This is a genomic window from uncultured Moraxella sp. (assembly GCF_945873075.1).
Lineage (GTDB): Bacteria > Pseudomonadota > Gammaproteobacteria > Pseudomonadales > Moraxellaceae > Moraxella.
This window is the reverse complement of sequence record NZ_CAMCBS010000008.1, coordinates 1-18,980: the sequence shown is the minus strand read 5'-3', so window position 1 is coordinate 18,980 and position 18,980 is coordinate 1. Positions and strand designations below refer to the sequence as shown.

The 18,980-nt window shown below is 47.0% G+C and carries 14 protein-coding genes and 1 tRNA gene; 1 reads left to right on the top strand and 14 read right to left on the bottom strand.

What is annotated here, in order from left to right:
- Nucleotides 1-53: 53 nt before the first annotated feature.
- The gene (locus Q0N89_RS04045) at nt 54-1,451 is read left to right on the top strand and encodes an MATE family efflux transporter (RefSeq protein WP_294033634.1); all 1,398 of its coding nucleotides are present in this window, start codon (nt 54-56) and stop codon (nt 1,449-1,451) included.
- A gap of 18 nt (nt 1,452-1,469) precedes the next feature.
- On the opposite strand, the gene Q0N89_RS04040 is transcribed toward Q0N89_RS04045, so the two are convergent.
- From Q0N89_RS04040 to Q0N89_RS03975, 14 genes are all read right to left on the bottom strand, one after another.
- Nucleotides 1,470-1,994 carry a GDYXXLXY domain-containing protein gene (locus Q0N89_RS04040; protein ID WP_294033632.1) on the bottom strand — a complete coding sequence of 175 codons (525 nt, stop codon included), beginning with the start codon at nt 1,992-1,994 and terminating at the stop codon, nt 1,470-1,472.
- Complete coding sequence (locus Q0N89_RS04035; protein ID WP_294033630.1) at nt 1,991-3,793, bottom strand: DUF2157 domain-containing protein; 1,803 nt, start codon at nt 3,791-3,793, stop codon at nt 1,991-1,993. Before Q0N89_RS04035 ends, Q0N89_RS04040 begins: the two co-directional genes overlap by 4 nt.
- Nucleotides 3,794-3,864: 71 nt before the next feature.
- Nucleotides 3,865-4,077: a cold-shock protein gene (locus tag Q0N89_RS04030; protein WP_078254876.1), complete on the bottom strand. Its 213-nt coding sequence runs from the start codon at nt 4,075-4,077 to the stop codon at nt 3,865-3,867.
- Between the two features lie 326 nt (nt 4,078-4,403).
- Nucleotides 4,404-4,820 (bottom strand): hypothetical protein, encoded by a 417-nt coding sequence (locus Q0N89_RS04025; protein WP_294033625.1) that lies wholly within the window; start codon nt 4,818-4,820, stop codon nt 4,404-4,406.
- A 118-nt stretch (nt 4,821-4,938) separates the two neighbouring features.
- Nucleotides 4,939-6,165 carry a phosphoglycerate dehydrogenase gene (gene serA, locus Q0N89_RS04020; protein ID WP_294033623.1) on the bottom strand — a complete coding sequence of 409 codons (1,227 nt, stop codon included), beginning with the start codon at nt 6,163-6,165 and terminating at the stop codon, nt 4,939-4,941.
- Nucleotides 6,166-6,348: 183 nt separating this feature from the next.
- Nucleotides 6,349-10,584, bottom strand: a complete 4,236-nt coding sequence (gene rpoC, locus Q0N89_RS04015) for a DNA-directed RNA polymerase subunit beta' (RefSeq protein WP_294033620.1) — start codon at nt 10,582-10,584, stop codon at nt 6,349-6,351.
- Between the two features lie 82 nt (nt 10,585-10,666).
- Nucleotides 10,667-14,758, bottom strand: coding sequence for a DNA-directed RNA polymerase subunit beta (gene rpoB, locus Q0N89_RS04010; protein ID WP_294033618.1), 4,092 nt, complete (start codon nt 14,756-14,758; stop codon nt 10,667-10,669).
- A gap of 420 nt (nt 14,759-15,178) precedes the next feature.
- Nucleotides 15,179-15,553, bottom strand: a complete 375-nt coding sequence (rplL, locus tag Q0N89_RS04005) for a 50S ribosomal protein L7/L12 (protein ID WP_078253965.1) — start codon at nt 15,551-15,553, stop codon at nt 15,179-15,181.
- Nucleotides 15,554-15,610: 57 nt separating this feature from the next.
- Nucleotides 15,611-16,114 (bottom strand): 50S ribosomal protein L10, encoded by a 504-nt coding sequence (gene rplJ, locus Q0N89_RS04000; protein WP_078253966.1) that lies wholly within the window; start codon nt 16,112-16,114, stop codon nt 15,611-15,613.
- A gap of 312 nt (nt 16,115-16,426) precedes the next feature.
- On the bottom strand, nt 16,427-17,128 hold the full coding sequence (gene rplA, locus Q0N89_RS03995; RefSeq protein ID WP_078253969.1) for a 50S ribosomal protein L1: 702 nt from the start codon (nt 17,126-17,128) through the stop codon (nt 16,427-16,429).
- A complete protein-coding gene (gene rplK / locus Q0N89_RS03990; protein ID WP_078253971.1) occupies nt 17,128-17,559 on the bottom strand; it encodes a 50S ribosomal protein L11 in 432 nt (143 codons plus the stop codon). Before rplK ends, rplA begins: the two co-directional genes overlap by 1 nt.
- Before the next feature lie 101 nt (nt 17,560-17,660).
- A complete protein-coding gene (gene nusG, locus Q0N89_RS03985; protein ID WP_294033608.1) occupies nt 17,661-18,191 on the bottom strand; it encodes a transcription termination/antitermination protein NusG in 531 nt (176 codons plus the stop codon).
- 19 nt (nt 18,192-18,210) lie between these two features.
- Nucleotides 18,211-18,672: a preprotein translocase subunit SecE gene (gene secE / locus Q0N89_RS03980; RefSeq protein ID WP_294033606.1), complete on the bottom strand. Its 462-nt coding sequence runs from the start codon at nt 18,670-18,672 to the stop codon at nt 18,211-18,213.
- A 58-nt stretch (nt 18,673-18,730) separates the two neighbouring features.
- Nucleotides 18,731-18,806 (bottom strand) — tRNA-Trp (locus tag Q0N89_RS03975).
- Nucleotides 18,807-18,980: the final 174 nt, after the last annotated feature.

Sequence of the window (18,980 nt, the reverse complement as noted above, 5' to 3'; positions counted from 1 at the left end):
ACATGACAAGGCAAATCTGATACAATATCGCTTTTTTAGATGATGATATCGCCATGCTACTTGACCTAAACCGCTATCAATTCGCCACCTACAAAAAAGAGCTGTCCGAGCTGATTACGCTTGGCATTCCCATGCTACTTGCGCAGGTTGCCCAAGTCGGCACAAGCTTTGTCGATACGGTGATGGCAGGCGGTGCAGGCAAGTCAGATTTGGCAGCGGTGGCACTCGGTAGCAGTGTGTTTGTGACTGTCTATGTGACCTTGATGGGGGTGATGACATCGCTCAATCCGATGATAGCTCAGCTATTTGGCGCAAAAGGCAGTCATGAAGTGGGCGAGATGGGACGACAAGGGCTGTGGTATGGGCTGATTATGGGTATCATCGGCATGGGGCTGATGTGGCTTGCGATTACGCCGTTTAAGCTATGGCTGGATGTCAGCGAGCAGACGCTCACCATCGCCGAGAATTATCTGTGGTTCATCGGATTTGCCATGCCTGCGGCGATGATTCATCGAGCTTTGCACGCTTATGCATCGAGTCTAAACCGACCCAAGCTTATCATGTGGGTCAGCTGGCTGTGTTTTGTGCTAAACATTCCATTAAACTGGATTTTTGTTTATGGCAAATTTGGGATGCCTGCGTTGGGCGGGGCTGGCTGTGGGCTGGCGACGGCGATTGTGTTTTGGGTCAATGCTGCTGTGCTGTGGGTGCTGATTGTCAAGGATAAGCACTTTGACCAATTTGGCTTGATGGCACGATTTAGCCTGCCCAATCCCAAAACCTTAGGCGAGATGACACGGCTTGGCGTGCCGATTGGCTTATCGTTTTTTATTGAAGTTAGCCTGTTTACCTGTATCATGTTTTTGGTGGCAAAATTGGACGGCAATACCGAAGATTTTGTCGCTGCACAGCAAGTTGTCATGAGCCTGACAAGCTTGATTTTTATGATTCCCCAAAGTCTTGGCAGTGCATCAACGGTGCGTGTGGGCTTTAGTCTTGGACAAGAGCGATTTGCACGAGCACGCTATATCTCAGGTGTGGCGATTCTCTCGGCGATTGTGGCATCAGTTGGCACAGCGTTATTTCTCGTGGCGTTTCGCTATCCGCTCGCGCAGATGTACACCGATGATATGGCAGTGATTGAGATTGCGGCATCGCTGATATTGTTTGCAGCGGCGTTTCAGCTGGTGGATGCGGTGCAATGCGTGGCAAGCTATGCCCTGCGTGGCTATAAGGTGACAAGCATTCCGATGGTGATTCATATCATTGCCTTTTGGGGCTGTGGCTTGATACCGGGCTATGTGATGGCGTTTTTTGGCGGTATGGGGATTTATGGCTTTTGGACGGCACTGGTCATCTCGCTTGGCGTGGCGGCGGTGTTTTTGCTATGGTATTTAGAAGTGCATAGCAAAAAAGTGGTGCACGAATCGCGAGTGCGCACGCTTGGCTGATGATTTATCGCCAAGCTATTATTCACCGCCATCGGCATAAGATACGCCCTGCCACCATGATGTCTGCGCCGTGCAACCAAGTGGCGCAAGTGTATCATCCACCAAGTCCACAAGCATGGCTTGACCATTATCACGAACAGACAGCTTGGCATAGCTTGCTTTGGCATAGCACTCGCCCAAGCCTTCGGCAAACATAAAGCTATCGGTTGCAGGATGCCACTGCCATCTATTGTATTTGAGCATTAACGGCGTATCATGCTTGGCAGATGTTTGCCAATCGACACTGACAATACGCCCATCACCATCAATCTGCGCCCATGCTTGACGCCATCGGGCGGTTTCGCTTATCATCTCACCATCATTCACGCCTGATAATTCATAGCCTAATTGCATATAATCACCCTGCATGAGCGATCTAGGATCGGCAGGTGCAAGCTTGGCATAGACAGTCCGCCCCTGCGATAAATGCTGTTCATGCTGATAAATCAGCACACCGCCTACGATTATCGTCAGTATGGCGATGATGATTGGTTGCAATTTCATACGCTCACCCCCTTGACAGGCTCAGCAGATACTTGGTGATCTAGCAAAATACCCATCGTCAGCACCACCACTCCACTCACAAAAATCGTGGCAAATTTTACCAAAAACGGCAATGATAACTGATAATAAAACAGCCACAACAGCCCAATTCCCACTATCAATGCCAGTGCATACACCAGATAATCACGACGCATCACCGCCACCCCAAGCACCATCAGCACCGCAAGCAAATGCCCATAGCCAAACCCTGCCACCATCCCAAGCGGTAATAGCCACAGCATCACTCTCATCGGCAAGCGAGCAAGTAGCACGCCAAATAGTATCAACAATGGCAACGCCGCCATCACTTGATTATCCAGCTGATGCCCAGCAACGCCAAAATACGCCCCAAATCCTGCCACCACCGTCAGCACCAAGCACGCCGCCCATCGCCATGACAGATGCGCCCGCACCAGCCACGCCTGCTTGCTCAGCAAAAATACAGGCAATAAGCCAAGCGCATACAGTACCACCCCCGATGGGCTTAGATGCTCATAATCGGCCAGCCTATCAAACGACCCAAAGCTTTGCACCACCATCGATAGATATAACGCCATCGTATGTACAAGCAAATACAACCAATGCACACGGCATCGCCACAGTAACACGAGTACACACGCCTGCACCGCCATCAGCGCCCATAGACTGTTTTGCTTAAGCTGATCCAACAGCGTATATGCCACAAGCCCCATGCCAACGACCACGAGCGCATAACCCAGATGGCGAGCATAGGCACTGTATTGCCATTTGATCAGCACTCCAAAGCCGAGCATCAGCACCACGAGCGCATACACGGCATTCACCCACACCGATGACACACCCATCAGCACATCTACCACCAGCCAAATCAAGGCAAATAAACTGCTTAGCCAGCCACCAACAGCAAGCAGTGCCGTTTGGACTTTGGCAAGATTTTGCCCAAAGTGCTGATAAATACCAAAGGCAAGCGCCCCAAACCACACATGAGCCAAGATGGTGATGACGGGCAAAGAGTGTATCTCAAGACCCATCACCACAGCACCAAACACCGCCAACGCCCCACCGACCACACCAATGGCAATACTTGCTGTCTGCTTAGATGCCGACAGGCGAACCCTTGCCCATAATGCAAATAACCACGGCGAGACCACCACCATAAGCGTACAAAACAACTGTGCCGCAGACAGCCTAGACCAATCGACACTTGCCGTATAAACCGCAATCATGGACAAGCCCAGCGCCACAAGCCACGACAGACGACACCGCCCAAACGCTCGCCACACCCCAAGCAATAACACCATCGCCCACGCAGGATACCAATACTCATCCCATGCCATCTGATCGACCGTCAGCCACAGTGCAATCTGCGACACCACCATCAATAGCACCATCGCCCCGTCATTGGCACGATACAGCCACGGCACAATCAATAGCGACCACAGCACAAACAACCACAGACTATCTGCGCCCGTCTGATACACCTGACCAATCACCGCAAGCAGCAGCCCCGCCATCAGTGCACATACCGTATGTAGCGCACTCATCCACACGCCCGCCGTACGCAGACTCACCACAGCAGACAGCACGAGTACCACCATCGGAATGGCAATCTTGACTATATCAGGCAGTAGCAACCAATTTGCCCCTACAAGATACAACAAAGACACCGCCACGAGTGCCAAGCCAAATAGCCCAAAATGCGCCGTCATCTGCGGTGAGATGAGTGCGTGTGCGATGGTGGTTGATGGCGTTTTTGCCGGTGTTGTCTTGATGCGTGCCATATGTTTATTCCAATAAAAATACCGCCCATAATCATTATAGGCGGTATTTGCAACTTGGCAATACCAAGCGATTAGATTGCTTCGATTTCTTCAGCTTGTGGGCCTTTTTTGCCTTCGCCTAGAATGAATGATACTTTTTGACCTTCAGCAAGGGTCTTAAAACCAGAACCTTTGATGGCGCTATAATGTGCGAACACATCTTGACCGCCATTGTCTTGAGCGATAAAGCCAAAACCTTTTGATTCATTGAACCACTTAACAGTGCCTAAAACTTTGTTTGACATAACAATTTTCCTAATTTGGATGATGAAAAGCGTAAAACACGCAACTTATGCTATTCATGCAAAACTTACAAAACGATCGGGATCACGGGCAAATCACCCTAACTTCTTCACTCATCCAAATAAGAAACTTACTGGTCTTTCTAAAGAACGCTTGATACCACTGCGTCTGTCTGCAGTTATCAAAGTCATTTTGGTCTAGACCAAGAAAATTCTATGCCCTAAACAAATCAAACTCTGGTACATAAATACCATGTGGATTATTATAACAAATTTTTCTCAAAAAGTCTTAAATTATTTATAAAAATATTCACTCGGTGAATGATGCATCACAGTGGCAGATGGATAATGCCATAATGCCAAGCCAGCACCACAGCACACAACAGCAAATACACGATGCCAAACGACTGGCAAAAATTCATATAAGCGCTCGGCATGATGATGTCATTGGGGTCATCGGGCAAATCCTTGCCACGCACCAAGCGAAAACTATACACCAAAGTGGCAAACACATAGACAATGTACGCCACAGGCACTGCACGCATCAGCCCATCAATCGGCAAAAAATACATCGCTGCAGGCACAACAAAGCCCCAAATGCTCGTCACCATGCTAATCACCATCAGCACAGGCGTATTGGGCAGGCGACCGCCATGTCGGCGTAGCAGTCCATTTTCGATAATAATCATCAGCGCCACAGCTAGGCTTGCCCACAGATAGATGGTGATGAGTAGCGATTGGTTCATGGTCATCTCAATTGTCAAAATCGCTATTATAGCCAAAGCTTGGCTGTTTCGCCACCAACAAAAAAGCCAAATCGACGATGCAATTTGGCTTTTGATGCTAGTAATGTCTTATCAGCACTTAGAACAACACGCGCACACGGATAGTCTCAGGGACAGCGCGCAGACGCTCCATCGCTTTGGCTGAATCATTGTCATCAACATCCATCACCAGATAACCAACATCACCTTTGGTCATCAATGACTGTGCGGCGATGTTGATGCCCGCATCAGCAAAGGATGCATTGATTTGTGATAGTACGCCCGGGACATTGCGGTGGATGTGCAATAGACGGTGCGTGCCATCGATGAATGGGATAGAGACATTCGGGAAATTGACCGCACTGGTGGTGTCGCCTTGGTCAGAATAGCGGACGAATTTCTCACCCACTTCAAGACCGATGTTGGCTTGCGCTTCTTGGGTTGAGCCACCCACGTGTGGGGTCAAGATAACATTGTCAAAGGCACGCAGTGGTGATTCGAACTCTTCATCCGCTGATTTTGGCTCTTTTGGGAACACATCGATGGCAGCGCCTAAGATTTTTTTGCTCTCAAGTGCTGCAGCCAACGCATCAATATCCACACAGCCACCACGAGCGGCATTGATAAAGAATGCGCCATCTTTCATTTGGGCAAATTCATTTGCCGTCATCATATTGCGAGTGCTTGGCAAATCAGGTACGTGTAGTGTCACGACATCTGCCTTAGCAAGTAGCTCTTCTAGGCTACCGACTTGCACAGCATTACCCAATGGCAGTTTAGTCACCGCATCATGATAGATAACTTTCATACCAAGACTTTCGGCAAGCACAGACAGCTGTGAGCCGATTGAGCCATAGCCGACGATACCCATCACTTTGCCACGCACTTCATAGCTGTCTTTGGCTGATTTGTTCCAGCCACCACGATGCACGACGGCATTTTTTTCAGGGACGCCACGCATCAGCATGATGGTCTCAGCCAATACCAGCTCAGCCACAGAGCGAGTGTTTGAATATGGCGCATTAAAGACAGGGATACCCAGCTCAAGCGCTGCTTCTAGATCCACTTGGTTCGTGCCAATGCAGAAGCAACCAATGGCGATTAGCTTTTCGGCACTTTCAAGCACTTTGCGGGTCAACTGCGTGCGTGAGCGGATGCCGATAAAGTGTGCATCTTTGATTTTTTCGATCAATTCAGCTTCATCCAGTGCTGATTTGATGTATTCGATATTGGTATAGCCAGCATCGTTCAGCACTTTTAGGGCGTTATCATGCACGCCTTCTAATAGCAGAAAACGAATCTTGTCTTTTTGTAGAGATAAGGTCATGTCGGATTCCTTTGGCGGGTGAAATTCAATGTACTGTTATACACTTATTAATAAATATTTGCAAGATTGGGCGAGTAATTAGTTTATAAAATCTTGGAATAACGCACCCAACTCACAAAATTCACAGGATAAAAAAACACAAAAGCCCATCACTACTGACAGGCTTTTGGTATTACTGGGCCATTATTCTTGGCTACCCAATTCATCGGCGAAGGCTTTGGCAAAGCTATCTTCGACACTTAGGTCAGCAGCAGCAGGTTCACTGCTTGCGGTCAGATCAGCCAATAGCTCTTCAACTGGCAACGCTTCTTTGATTGCCTTTTCAGCTTTGCGTTGGCGGTTTTGGTGATAAGCCAAACCAGTACCAGCTGGGATCAAGCGACCCACCACGACGTTCTCTTTTAGACCGCTTAGGTCATCGACTTTACCCATCACCGCAGCTGCTGTCAAGACACGGGTAGTCTCTTGGAACGATGCTGCCGAGATAAAGCTTTCGGTTGCAAGGCTTGCCTTGGTGATACCAAGTAGCTGACGCTCGTACTGTACTGGGAATTTGTTATTCGCAATCAGTTCAGCATTGAGTGCACGGATCTTCGAGTATTCCGCTTGGTCGCCTTTGAAGTAGTTCGAATCGCCGCCGTCGATGATTTCAACTTTGCGCAACATCTGACGCACGATGACTTCGATGTGCTTATCGTTGATCTTAACACCTTGTAAGCGATAAACTTCTTGGACTTCATTGACGATGTAGTTTGCCAATGCAGTTTCACCTTTAAGACGCAGGATGTCGTGTGGGTTTTGTGGGCCGTCAGAGACGATTTCGCCACGCTCCACCGTTTCACCTTCGAACACGTTGATTTGACGCCATTTTGGAATCAGTTCTTCGTGTACATCACCATCTTCGTTGGTGATGATAAAGCGGTTCTTGCCTTTGGTTTCTTTACCAAAGCTCACCACACCGCTCATCTCAGCCATGATTGCATGGTCTTTTGGACGGCGGGCTTCAAATAGGTCAGCAACTCGTGGCAGACCACCGGTAATATCTTTAGTACCTGAAGTGGCTTGAGGAACACGGCCTAGTACCGAACCTGCGGTCACATGCTCACCTTCGGCAACACGGATGATGGTGTCGTTTGGTAGGAAGTACACAACTTCTTTGCCATCATCAGTATCAAGGATAATCGCAGGACGCAAGTCTTTGGCGATGCTTGGACGGTCTTTACTTGCCAAGATTTCAAACGAGCTGACACCCGTCATTTCATCAACCTTGACAGTCGCAGTCATACCATCGGTGATGTCGCTAAAGCGCGCCGTACCCGCAAATTCTGTGATAATTGGATGGGTATGTGGATCCCATTTGGCGATCACTTGACCTGCTTCTACTGCATCGCCATCACGCACTAGTACGCTTGAGCCATAAGGCACTTTATAACGCTCACGCTCACGGCCTTGGGCATCTGCCACACCGATTTCAGCTGAACGAGAGACGATCACCAAATGACCATCGACGTGCTCTACAGTCTTCATGTTGTGGAAACGGACTGTACCAGTATTACCGACCGAAACGCTGTTGTCCACAGATGCTGCCGATGCCGCACCACCCACGTGGAAAGTACGCATGGTCAGCTGAGTACCCGGTTCACCGATTGACTGTGCTGCCATAACGCCCACAGATTCACCGATATTCACCAAGTGACCACGAGCTAGGTCACGGCCATAACACTTAGCACACACGCCTTGACCGGCTTCACAGGTAATGACTGAGCGGACATAAACTTCGTCAATCGCATTGGCATCAAGCTGTTCAACCAAACGCTCATCAATCAGCGTACCAGCTGCGACAACGACTTCACCATCAGCATTCACGACATCTTTGGCAGCGACACGACCAAGTACGCGATCGCCCAGGCGTTCAACGATTTCACCACCGTCAATCACTGGTGTCATACGCTGACCTGCTTCTGTGCCACAGTCATCTTGGGTGATGACAAGGTCTTGAGCCACATCGACCAGACGACGGGTCAAGTAACCTGAGTTTGCCGTTTTCAATGCGGTATCAGCAAGACCTTTACGCGCACCGTGCGTCGAGATAAAGTACTGCAAAACAGTCAGGCCTTCACGGAAGTTCGCCTTAATTGGCGTCTCAATGATCGAGCCGTCTGATTTTGCCATCAGACCACGCATACCTGCAAGCTGACGAATCTGAGTCGCACTACCACGAGCACCAGAGTCTGCCATCATATAGATTGAGTTGAACGATTTTTGGCGTTCAGTTTCGCCATCACGGTTCACAACTTCATCGGTTGATAGGTTTTCCATCATCGCATTGGCGATTTTGTCCGATGTACGAGCCCAAATATCAACAACTTTGTTGTATCGCTCACCTGCGGTCACAAAGCCTTGCTCAAATTGATGCTCAATATCACGCACTTCAGCATCAGCAGCATCGACGATTTCTTTTTTGGTTGGTGGAATGACCATGTCTTCCATACCAATCGAGATACCCGATAGCGTCGCTTGTGCAAAACCTAGATACATCAAGTGGTCAGCAAATAGTACTGATTCTTTGACGCCCAGTTTGCGATAGCATGAGTTTAGTAGTTTTGAGATGTTTTTCTTGGTCATCTCAGTATTACATTCGCTAAACGCCATCCCTTCAGGCATGATGTTCCAAATCAATAGACGACCAGCGACGGTTTCTTTGATTTCGGTACGGCTGGTTTTTTCGCCAGTTTTTTCGTCCAAAATGGTTTCTGCCACACGCACTTTGATTTTGGCATTGACTGACAAATCATCAGAACCAATCGCACGCAACGCTTCGTTCACGGTACTAAACACCATGCCTTCACCTTTAGCATTGACACACGCACGACTGATGTAGTACAGACCCAAAACAACGTCTTGAGAAGGTACGATAATCGGCTCACCGTTTGCAGGCGATAGAATGTTGTTGGTTGACATCATCAGCGCACGAGCTTCTAGCTGTGCTTCTAGTGTCAATGGTACGTGTACCGCCATTTGGTCACCGTCAAAGTCGGCGTTGAATGCCGCACAGACCAGTGGGTGTAGCTGAATGGCTTTACCTTCAATCAGTACAGGCTCAAACGCTTGCAGACCCAGACGGTGCAGTGTCGGCGCACGGTTTAGCAGTACTGGATGTTCACGAATCACCATCGCCAACATATCCCAAACGGCAGGCTCTTCACGCTCTACCATCTTCTTAGCAGCTTTGATGGTGCTTGCGATGTTGTTTTGTAGCAATTTGGCATAAGTAAATGGCTTGAATAGCTCAAGTGCCATTTTCTTTGGCAGACCACATTGATGTAGGCGTAGTGTCGGGCCAACAACGATGACCGAACGACCTGAATAGTCCACACGCTTACCTAGTAGGTTTTGACGGAAACGACCTTGCTTACCTTTGATCATATCAGCCAAAGATTTCAATGGACGCTTGTTGCTACCAGTGATAGCACGACCACGACGACCGTTGTCTAGTAGCGCATCCACCGCTTCTTGTAGCATACGCTTTTCGTTACGCACGATGATGTCAGGCGCATTTAGCTCCAATAGGCGCTTCAAGCGGTTGTTACGGTTGATGACACGGCGATATAGATCGTTCAAGTCTGAAGTAGCAAATCGACCACCTTCAAGCGGTACTAGCGGGCGCAAATCTGGTGGCAATACAGGCAATACCGTCATCACCATCCACTCAGGCTTGTTGCCTGAATCACGGAATGACTCAAGTAGCTGTAGGCGTTTTGCCATTTTTTTCAGCTTGGTTTCTGAACCTGTTTGCGGAATGGCTTGGCGTAGCTCGTCAATCTCGCCATCGACATCGATGTCTTTGAGCAAGTCTTGAACCGCTTCAGCACCCATTTTGGCAACAAATTCATCACCATACTGCTCAAGCGCATTGAAGTATTCTTCATCATCAAGCAGTTGGTATTTTTCAAGGCTGGTCATGCCTGGATCGGTGACGATGTAGCTTTCGAAATACAGCACACGCTCGATATCACGCAGCGTGATGTCAAGCAATAGACCGATACGGCTTGGTAGTGATTTTAAGAACCAAATATGTGCAACAGGGCTTGCCAATTCGATATGGCCCATGCGCTCACGGCGAACTTTGGCAGCGGTGACTTCAACGCCACATTTTTCGCAGATGATGCCTTGGAATTTACGGCGCTTATATTTACCACACAAGCACTCAAAATCCTTGACAGGGCCAAAGATTTTGGCACAGAACAAGCCATCACGCTCAGGCTTAAAGGTACGATAGTTGATCGTTTCTGGCTTTTTAACTTCACCGTGTGACCAAGATTTGATCGCTTCAGGCGACGCAAGTGAGATTTGAATGCTGTCAAATTCTCTTGCGCCACTATCAGCAGGGCCTTTCATGATATCTAATAAATCTTTCAAAAGGTTTCTCCGTTGTATTCGTCGTAATTCTGACACCTAGCCATCATTGGCGATGGCTAAGCAAATTTTGGTCTTGGCTGACTTATTTCTTTTCTTTTAAGTCAATGTTAATACCCAGCGAGCGAATCTCTTTGGTCAAGACATTGAACGACTCTGGCATACCTGGGTTCATGTATTGTTCACCATCAACGATGTTCTTATACATACGGGTACGGCCTTCAACATCGTCCGACTTGACTGTCAGCATCTCTTGAAGTGTATAAGTTGCGCCATACGCTTCTAGTGCCCAGACTTCCATCTCACCGAAACGCTGACCACCGAACTGCGCTTTACCACCAAGTGGCTGCTGAGTCACTAGCGAGTACGAGCCAGTTGAACGCGCGTGCATCTTGTCATCAACCAAGTGGTTCAGCTTAAGCATATACATATAGCCGACAGTCACAGGACGGTCAAACTTCTTACCAGTACGGCCATCGTACAAGGTTTGCTGACCGGTGGTTGATAGACCTGCTAGGCTCAGTAGCTCTTTGATTTGCGTTTCTTTAGCACCGTCAAAGACCGCTGTACCCATTGGTACGCCATCTTTTAGGTTTTGGCACAGTGCCAACAGATCTTCATCAGACAAGCTGTCAAGATCCACCTGCTCACCGCCAACCTTGTTATAAATCTTATCTAAAAAGTCACGCAATTCATTGATGCTTGCTTGCGCACGCAGCATACCATCAATCTTATCACCCAAGCCTTTTGCCGCCATACCCAGATGCGTCTCAAGTACCTGACCGATGTTCATACGCGATGGTACGCCCAGTGGGTTTAGTACGATATCAACTGGCTTACCGTTTTCGTCGTACGGCATATCTTCCACAGGCATGATGCGTGAGACAACACCCTTGTTACCATGACGACCAGCCATCTTATCGCCCGGCTGAATACGACGCTTGACTGCCAAATAGACTTTGACGATTTTTTGGACACCATGTGCCAAATCATCACCTTGAGTCAATTTGCGTTTTTTCTCAGCGAATTTGTTATCGATGTCTTTTTGCTTATCGCTTAGGAATTCAGCGATTTGGCTTAGACGCTCTGACACTTCTTCTTCGGCTGGCTGAATGTCAAGCAAGGTTTCTAGTGGCAAGTTTTCGATGTCAGCCAATGCCAATACCGTACCCGCCTTAAAGCCTGCACCACCTGAGACTTTTTTGCCATCAAGTAGGCTTAGGATACGACCTTTTGCCGCTGCTTCAAAAATCACCAGCTCTTCTTTTAGGTCTTTGCGGTAGTTATCGAGCATCGCTTTTTCGATCGACTTGGCACGGCTGTCTTTTTCTAGACCATCACGGGTAAAGACCTGTACATCGATGACAGTACCTTTGGTTGATGATGGGACACGCAGTGACGTGTCTTTGACATCAGCAGCTTTTTCACCAAAAATCGCACGAAGTAGCTTCTCTTCTGGGGTCAATTGGCTTTCGCCTTTTGGCGTGACTTTACCGACCAAGATATCACCCGCATCAACTTCAGCGCCGATATACACGATACCTGCTTCATCAAGGTTGGCAAGTGCTGCTTCACCGACATTTGGAATATCGCCAGTGATTTCTTCAGGGCCAAGCTTGGTATCACGAGCCACACAGGTCAGCTCTTGGATGTGGATGGTAGTAAAGCGATCTTCTTGAACCACACGCTCAGACAGCAAGATCGAGTCTTCGAAGTTATAACCATTCCACGGCATGAATGCCACACGCATATTTTGACCCAGTGCCAACTCACCCAAGTCAGTCGATGGGCCGTCAGCTAGGATGTCGCCACGAGCGATTTGATCGCCTTCATTGACGATAACACGCTGGTTGATACAGGTGTTTTGGTTTGAACGGGTGTATTTGATCAAGTTATAGATATCAATACCTGCTTCACCGGCGGTCATCTCACTTTCATTGACACGCACGATGATACGGCTAGCATCGACTTCTTCGATCACACCGCCACGCTTAGCGACCACACACACGCCTGAGTCACGAGCTACGTGACGCTCCATGCCCGTACCGACCAATGGCTTGTCTGAGCGCAATGTTGGTACTGCTTGTCGTTGCATGTTCGAACCCATCAAGGCACGGTTCGCATCGTCATGCTCAAGGAATGGAATCAAGCTTGCCGCAACGGAAACAACTTGGCGTGGCGAAACATCCATATGCGTGACCTTGTCCGCACTCATACGCACCGATTCACCTTGATAGCGTACCATTACCATCTCTTCGGTCAGCTCACCCTTGTCATTCATTGGCGAGTCAGCCTGAGCGATAACCATACCCACTTCTTCGATGGCTGACACATAATCAATCTCGTCAGTCACACGACCATCGATGACACGGCGATAAGGCGTCTCAAGGAAACCAAAGTTATTGGTCTTGGCAAATACCGCCAATGAGTTAATCAAGCCAATGTTTGGACCTTCAGGCGTTTCGATCGGACACACACGACCATAATGCGTGGTATGTACGTCACGCACTTCAAAGCCTGCACGCTCACGAGTCAAGCCGCCCGGGCCAAGCGCTGATACACGGCGCTTATGGGTAATCTCAGACAATGGGTTGTTTTGATCCATGAACTGAGACAGCTGGCTTGAGCCAAAGAATTCTTTGATGGCAGCTGCTACTGGTTTTGAGTTGATCAAATCTTGTGGTGATAGGCTGTCAGATTCAGCAGTGGTTAGACGCTCTTTGACCGCACGCTCAACACGAGCCAAACCAATACGGAATTGGTTCTCGGTCATCTCACCTACCGAACGGATACGACGGTTACCCAAGTGGTCGATATCATCGACTTCGCCACGACCGTTACGAATCTCAATCAGCTCTTTTAGCACATCAACGATGTCAGCGTTTGATAGCACGCCTTGTTCACGCTGTACTTCGATGTCATCAGTATCAACGAACTCACGACCCAAACGACGGTTGAACTTCATACGACCGACATTCGACAGATCATAACGCTCTTGGCTAAAGAACATTGATTCAAACAATTTTTCGGCAGTTTCTAGCGTTGGCGGCTCACCTGGACGCATCACTTTATAGATCTCAATCAATGCTTCTTCACGAGTCAGCACTGTATCTGCACGCAATGTATCAGCGATGAACGAGCCGTGATCGATGTCATTGGTGAACAAAATCTTGAATGACTGAACATTTTTTTCAGCCAGTTTAACCAATGTTTCATGGTCAATTAGGCTGTTGGCACGGACGATAACTTCGTCATTAACAATCACATCTTCGCCGATGATACGCTCATATAGGTACTCATCAGGCACAGCAAGCTTAGTCATGCCAGATTCGATGATTTGCTTCACACGGCGAGCATTGATACGCTGACCTTGCTCAACGATTACTTTACCGTCTGGGCTAACAATGTCAAACTGCGCCATCTCACCTTTTAGGCGATCAGCAACCAATTCGATTTCGAATGACTCTTGACCTTTGAACACTTCCACTTTTTCAAAGAACGCATCCAAAATCTGCTGTGTATCCATACCAATAGCACGCAGGATAATGGTTGCAAGCAGTTTACGGCGACGGTCGATACGCGCATACACCAAATCTTTGACATCAAATTCAAAATCAAGCCATGAGCCACGATAAGGAATGATACGAGCGTTATATAGCACTTTACCGCTTGAGTGTGATTTACCCTTGTCATGATCAAAGAACACGCCCGGTGAACGATGTAGCTGCGATACGATGACACGCTCAGTACCGTTGATGATGAATGTACCGTTGTCAGTCATCAAAGGAATCTCGCCCATATAGACGCTTTGTTCACGGATGTCTTTGATGGCGGTTTTATTTTCTTTGTCTTTGATAACTAGGCGGATTTTGACACGCAATGGCGCTGCAAAAGTTGAGCCACGCATGATACATTCACGCTCATCAAACTCAGGCTCACCCAAATAGTACTCGACAAATTGAAGCTGTGCGTTGCCAGAATGGCTTTCAATTGGGAAAATCGATGAAAACGCTGCTTGCAAGCCAACATTTGCACGAGCTTGAGGTTTCTTATGCTCTTGCAAAAACTGCTCATAAGAATCCACTTGGATGGCAAGTAGATACGGCACATCCATGACATCTGGAAGCCGTGAAAAACTTTTACGAATGCGTTTCTTTTCGGTATAAGAATATGCCATTAAGATTCCTTAGGTTAAACTTAAAATCGTGTCGCCCAACGGCAAACACAGCCCAGAACTGATCCAAAAGCTTGAATTAGCCCCAAAAATTCGTTGCGAATCATTGCAATTCGCGATTTATGCACCCATTTTTGAACTTTTTTAAGACTTTCGCACCAGCAAAAAGACGGTAGACACAACAAAACGCCAAATACCAAAGGCATTTAGCTCAATGTTTATGCGTGGAAATGTCGTTCAGCTTGCATGGGTGCGTTTGTCCTTTTGAGGTGTGTCATGGCATCTGCTGAAAGATGTATAACACAAAAGGTCAAATACTAAATTATAATAAAAAAAAGCCAATAATGCAATAACATTATTGGCTTTTTCGCTAAATAATTTTGATCTTTGTTTGGCTAAGCTGCCAAAGTCAGATCAGTCAAATTATTTAAGTTCAACGGTCGCGCCAGCTTCTTCAAGCTTCTTCTTAAGCTCTTCAGCTTCAGCTTTTGAAGCGCCTTCTTTAACAGTTTGTGGAGCGCCTTCAACTAGGTCTTTAGCTTCTTTCAAGCCTAGGCCAGTTACTTCACGTACAACTTTAATTACAGCTACTTTCTTGTCGCCGCCGTTAGTTAGAACAACGTTGAAGTCGTCTTTTTCTTCAGCTGCTGCGCCAGCGTCGCCACCAGCTGCTGGAGCTGCTGCTAGAGCTGCTGCAGATACGCCGAATTTTTCTTCCATCGCAGAGATAAGCTCAACGATTTCCATTACTGATTTTGCCGCGATTGCGTCTAGGATTTGTTCGTTAGTTAGTGACATAGCAATTATTCCTAAATAAAGGTATGAGAGTAAATAAGTTTAAAATAAAACGGTAAATTAAGCCGCTTCTGATTCCATCTTGTCGCGTAGAGCAGCAAGGGTGCGAGCTAGTTTGCCAGCTGCTGCTTCTTTCATTGTACCCATTAGGCGAGCGATAGCTTCGTCGTAAGTAGGTAGAGTTGCTAGGCGATCGATAGATTTTGCGTCGATAAATTCACCTTCAAAAGCTGCGCCTTTGATTTCGAACTTGTCATTGGCCTTTGCAAATTCTTTGAACAAGCGTGCTGCTGCACCTGGATGTTCGTTAGAGAATGCAATCAAAGTAGGACCAACGAATACATCGTTCATGCACTCGAATGAAGTGTCAGCTAGGGCACGACGCAACAAAGTGTTACGCACGATACGCATATCAACACCTGCTTCACGAGCAGCTTTACGAAGTTCGGTCATCTTTGCTACTGTAACACCGCGCGAGTCGGCAACTACAGCAGAGAGCGCACCTTTGGCAGCTTCATTTACTTCAGCAACAATTGCTTGTTTGTCTTGAAGATTTAGTGCCATGGGTTGTCTCCAATTTTATTGCTTATATGGCATAAGCAATAAGCTAATTTCACAAAGCATCAAAAGATGTTTTGCACCATTACGGCGACATGTGTCTCACCGTCTGCGTAGGCAGGTTTCCCAATTAGACTCATAAGAGCACCTACGGTCTTAGACAGCACAACCCGTTGTGCTGAACTAATAAATTCTTGATTCATCATCAGGCCATTTGTCAAAGACAGCGGGTAGCTTGATGATGAAAAGTCGCACTATTATAAGTGAATTTATTTTAAAATCAAGTTAAATGTTGTATCTACTTGATTTTTAATCAAATTACTTATTAACGCGATGTGGAACTGGATCGATTGCAATGCCAGGACCCATAGTGCTAGATAGCGTGATCTTCTTGATATAGATACCTTTAGAAGTCGCAGGTTTAGCACGCTTAAGGTCGTTTAGAAGTGCAGTTGCGTTTTGTTCGATTTGTTCAGCAGTGAAGCCAACTTGACCGATTGAAGCGTGGATGATACCCGCTTTATCAACACGGTATTGAGCCTGACCAGCTTTCGTGTTCTTAACAGCAGTAGCGACATCAGCAGTTACTGTGCCAACTTTTGGGTTTGGCATCAAGCCACGTGGGCCAAGGATAGTACCCAACTGACCAACAACACGCATAGCGTCTGGTGATGCGATAACCACATCAAAGTCCATGTTGCCAGCTTTGATGCTGTCTGCTAGGTCTTCAAAACCAACAACATCCGCACCTGCTTCTTTTGCAGCTTCTGCAGCAGCGCCTTGAGCAAATACAGCAACACGCTTAGTTTTGCCAGTACCTGCTGGTAGGTTAGTTGCACCACGAACCACTTGGTCTGATTTACGTGGGTCAACGCCTAGGTTGATTGCGATGTCGATTGACTCTTTGAATTTTGCTGCTGGTAGATCATTTAGGATTGCTACCGCTTCTTCGATGGTGTATAGCTTATTGCTATCGACACGATCTTTGATTAGCTGTTGACGCTTAGTTAGCTTAGCCATTATACACCCTCCACAGTGATACCCATTGAGCGAGCAGTACCAGCGATGGTACGAACTGCCGCTTCAAGGTCAGCAGCGGTTAGGTCTGCTTGCTTGGTTTTAACGATTTCTTCTAGTTGTGCACGAGTGACAGTACCAACTTTGGCGCTGTGTGGTGTGCTTGAACCTTTAGCGATGCCAGCTGCTTTGCGTAGTAGTACGGCTGCAGGTGGTGACTTCATCACAAATGTGAATGATTTGTCGCTAAATACAGTGATCACAACTGGAATTGGCAAGCCTGGTTCGATGTTCGCAGATGCTGCGTTGAACTCTTTACAGAATGCCATGATGTTAACACCTTTTTGACCCAAAGCTGGACCAATTGGTGGTGAAGGGTTTGCCTTACCGGCAGGCACTTGTAGTTTGATGTAGCCATCAATCTTCTTTGCCATGAGAATCTCTCCTATGGTGGGTACAAACGCTCAATGAGCTCCCCGTGAATAACAAGCTCTAGACAAGACGCCTAGAGCCCAAACTGCGTATTATACGCAAATTAGTTAATCTTTTCAACCTTGGTGAATTCAAGCTCAACTTCAGTTGGGCGGTTGAATACGCTGACAGTTAGATGAAGTTTTGATTTGTCATAATCAACTTTTTTCACCAAACCTTTGAAATCGGTGAATGGGCCATCGATGACCAAGACTTCCTCACCTGGTTCAAATAGCGTCTTCGGTCGTGGTGCATCGCCAGTTTTATTAATGCGATTTAGGATACGGTCCGCTTCTGCTTTGGTGATTGGTGCTGGATTTTCTGGCGTACCACCAATAAAACCTGTGATATTTGGGCAAGTTTTGACTACATGCCAAGTATCTTCGTTCATTTCCATATTGATGAGCACATAACCAGGAAATAGTTTTTGTTCAACTGTGCGTTTTTTGCCATCACGCATCTCGATGACTTCTTCGGTTGGTACAAGTACATCACCAAATTTATCAGCAAAGTCACTGCGCTTAATACGTTCGATTAATGAACGCTGTACTTGTTTTTCATAACCTGAAAATGCTTGAATGATATACCAACGCATGAGTCTATTCCACTAAATATTAAATAATAAAACCAACAACATAGCCAAAAAACATATCAAGTAGCCAAACCATGATGCCCACGATAATCATGACAAGGATGACTTGCCATGTATATTTGATGGTTTCATCTTTGGTTGGCCATGTCACACGGCGCAATTCAATACCAGCATCTTTTAGTAAGGTCTTAAAGGCACGGCCTTGATGCGTCAAAGCCAAGCAAGCAAACGCAAAAATAACCAATGCTGCGGTGATGCCAACCTGTGTCCAAATATCATTGGCTGGCGCCCAATATCGTGGCAAATACTCACTCACCAAAGTTGATGAGATTAATGCAACAATCGCCAATAACCATAAAATAGAATCTAAGCCCGTACGAGTTTTAGCAACTTCGACAACGCTTTCTTTTGAAATAGTAATTGGTTTTTTTGATGATTCGGTATTGCTAGATTGGGTATCCAAATTGTCTTTGTTATTGCTCATGCAGTGACTTGCCTTGGAATGACCAATTTTGATGTAAAAGAGTGGTATTATAAGAAGATGGCAGGCGATGAGGGACTCGAACCCCCAACCCTCGAATTTGGAGTCCGATGCTCTACCAATTGAGCCAATCGCCTAGGGTTAGTTATGGGTTGCTATTATAGCAAGCTTTTTTGATTTTGCAAGCTTTTTTTGCAAAAAAGTTATTGGTAGATAATAAAAAAGACAAACCCTCTCGGATTTGTCTTTTTGCTTGGTTGTTCTGTTTGACGATTAGTCTTTAACAGTTGCAACAACACCAGCACCTACGG

Bases quoted from the DNA above. Each gene is read 5' to 3' on its own strand.
- serA (WP_294033623.1), bottom strand. From the start codon at position 6,165: ATGACCTTATCTCTACAAAAAGACAAGATTCGTTTTCTGCTATTAGAA.
- Q0N89_RS04030 (WP_078254876.1), bottom strand. From the start codon at position 4,077: ATGTCAAACAAAGTTTTAGGCACTGTTAAGTGGTTCAATGAATCAAAA.
- secE (WP_294033606.1), bottom strand. From the start codon at position 18,672: ATGAGCAATAACAAAGACAATTTGGATACCCAATCTAGCAATACCGAA.
- rplL (WP_078253965.1), bottom strand. From the start codon at position 15,553: ATGTCACTAACTAACGAACAAATCCTAGACGCAATCGCGGCAAAATCA.
- nusG (WP_294033608.1), bottom strand. From the start codon at position 18,191: ATGCGTTGGTATATCATTCAAGCATTTTCAGGTTATGAAAAACAAGTA.
- rplJ (WP_078253966.1), bottom strand. From the start codon at position 16,114: ATGGCACTAAATCTTCAAGACAAACAAGCAATTGTTGCTGAAGTAAAT.
- rplA (WP_078253969.1), bottom strand. From the start codon at position 17,128: ATGGCTAAGCTAACTAAGCGTCAACAGCTAATCAAAGATCGTGTCGAT.
- rplK (WP_078253971.1), bottom strand. From the start codon at position 17,559: ATGGCAAAGAAGATTGATGGCTACATCAAACTACAAGTGCCTGCCGGT.
- Q0N89_RS04035 (WP_294033630.1), bottom strand. From the start codon at position 3,793: ATGGCACGCATCAAGACAACACCGGCAAAAACGCCATCAACCACCATC.
- rpoB (WP_294033618.1), bottom strand. From the start codon at position 14,758: ATGGCATATTCTTATACCGAAAAGAAACGCATTCGTAAAAGTTTTTCA.
- Q0N89_RS04040 (WP_294033632.1), bottom strand. From the start codon at position 1,994: ATGAAATTGCAACCAATCATCATCGCCATACTGACGATAATCGTAGGC.
- Q0N89_RS04045 (WP_294033634.1), top strand. From the start codon at position 54: ATGCTACTTGACCTAAACCGCTATCAATTCGCCACCTACAAAAAAGAG.
- Q0N89_RS04025 (WP_294033625.1), bottom strand. From the start codon at position 4,820: ATGAACCAATCGCTACTCATCACCATCTATCTGTGGGCAAGCCTAGCT.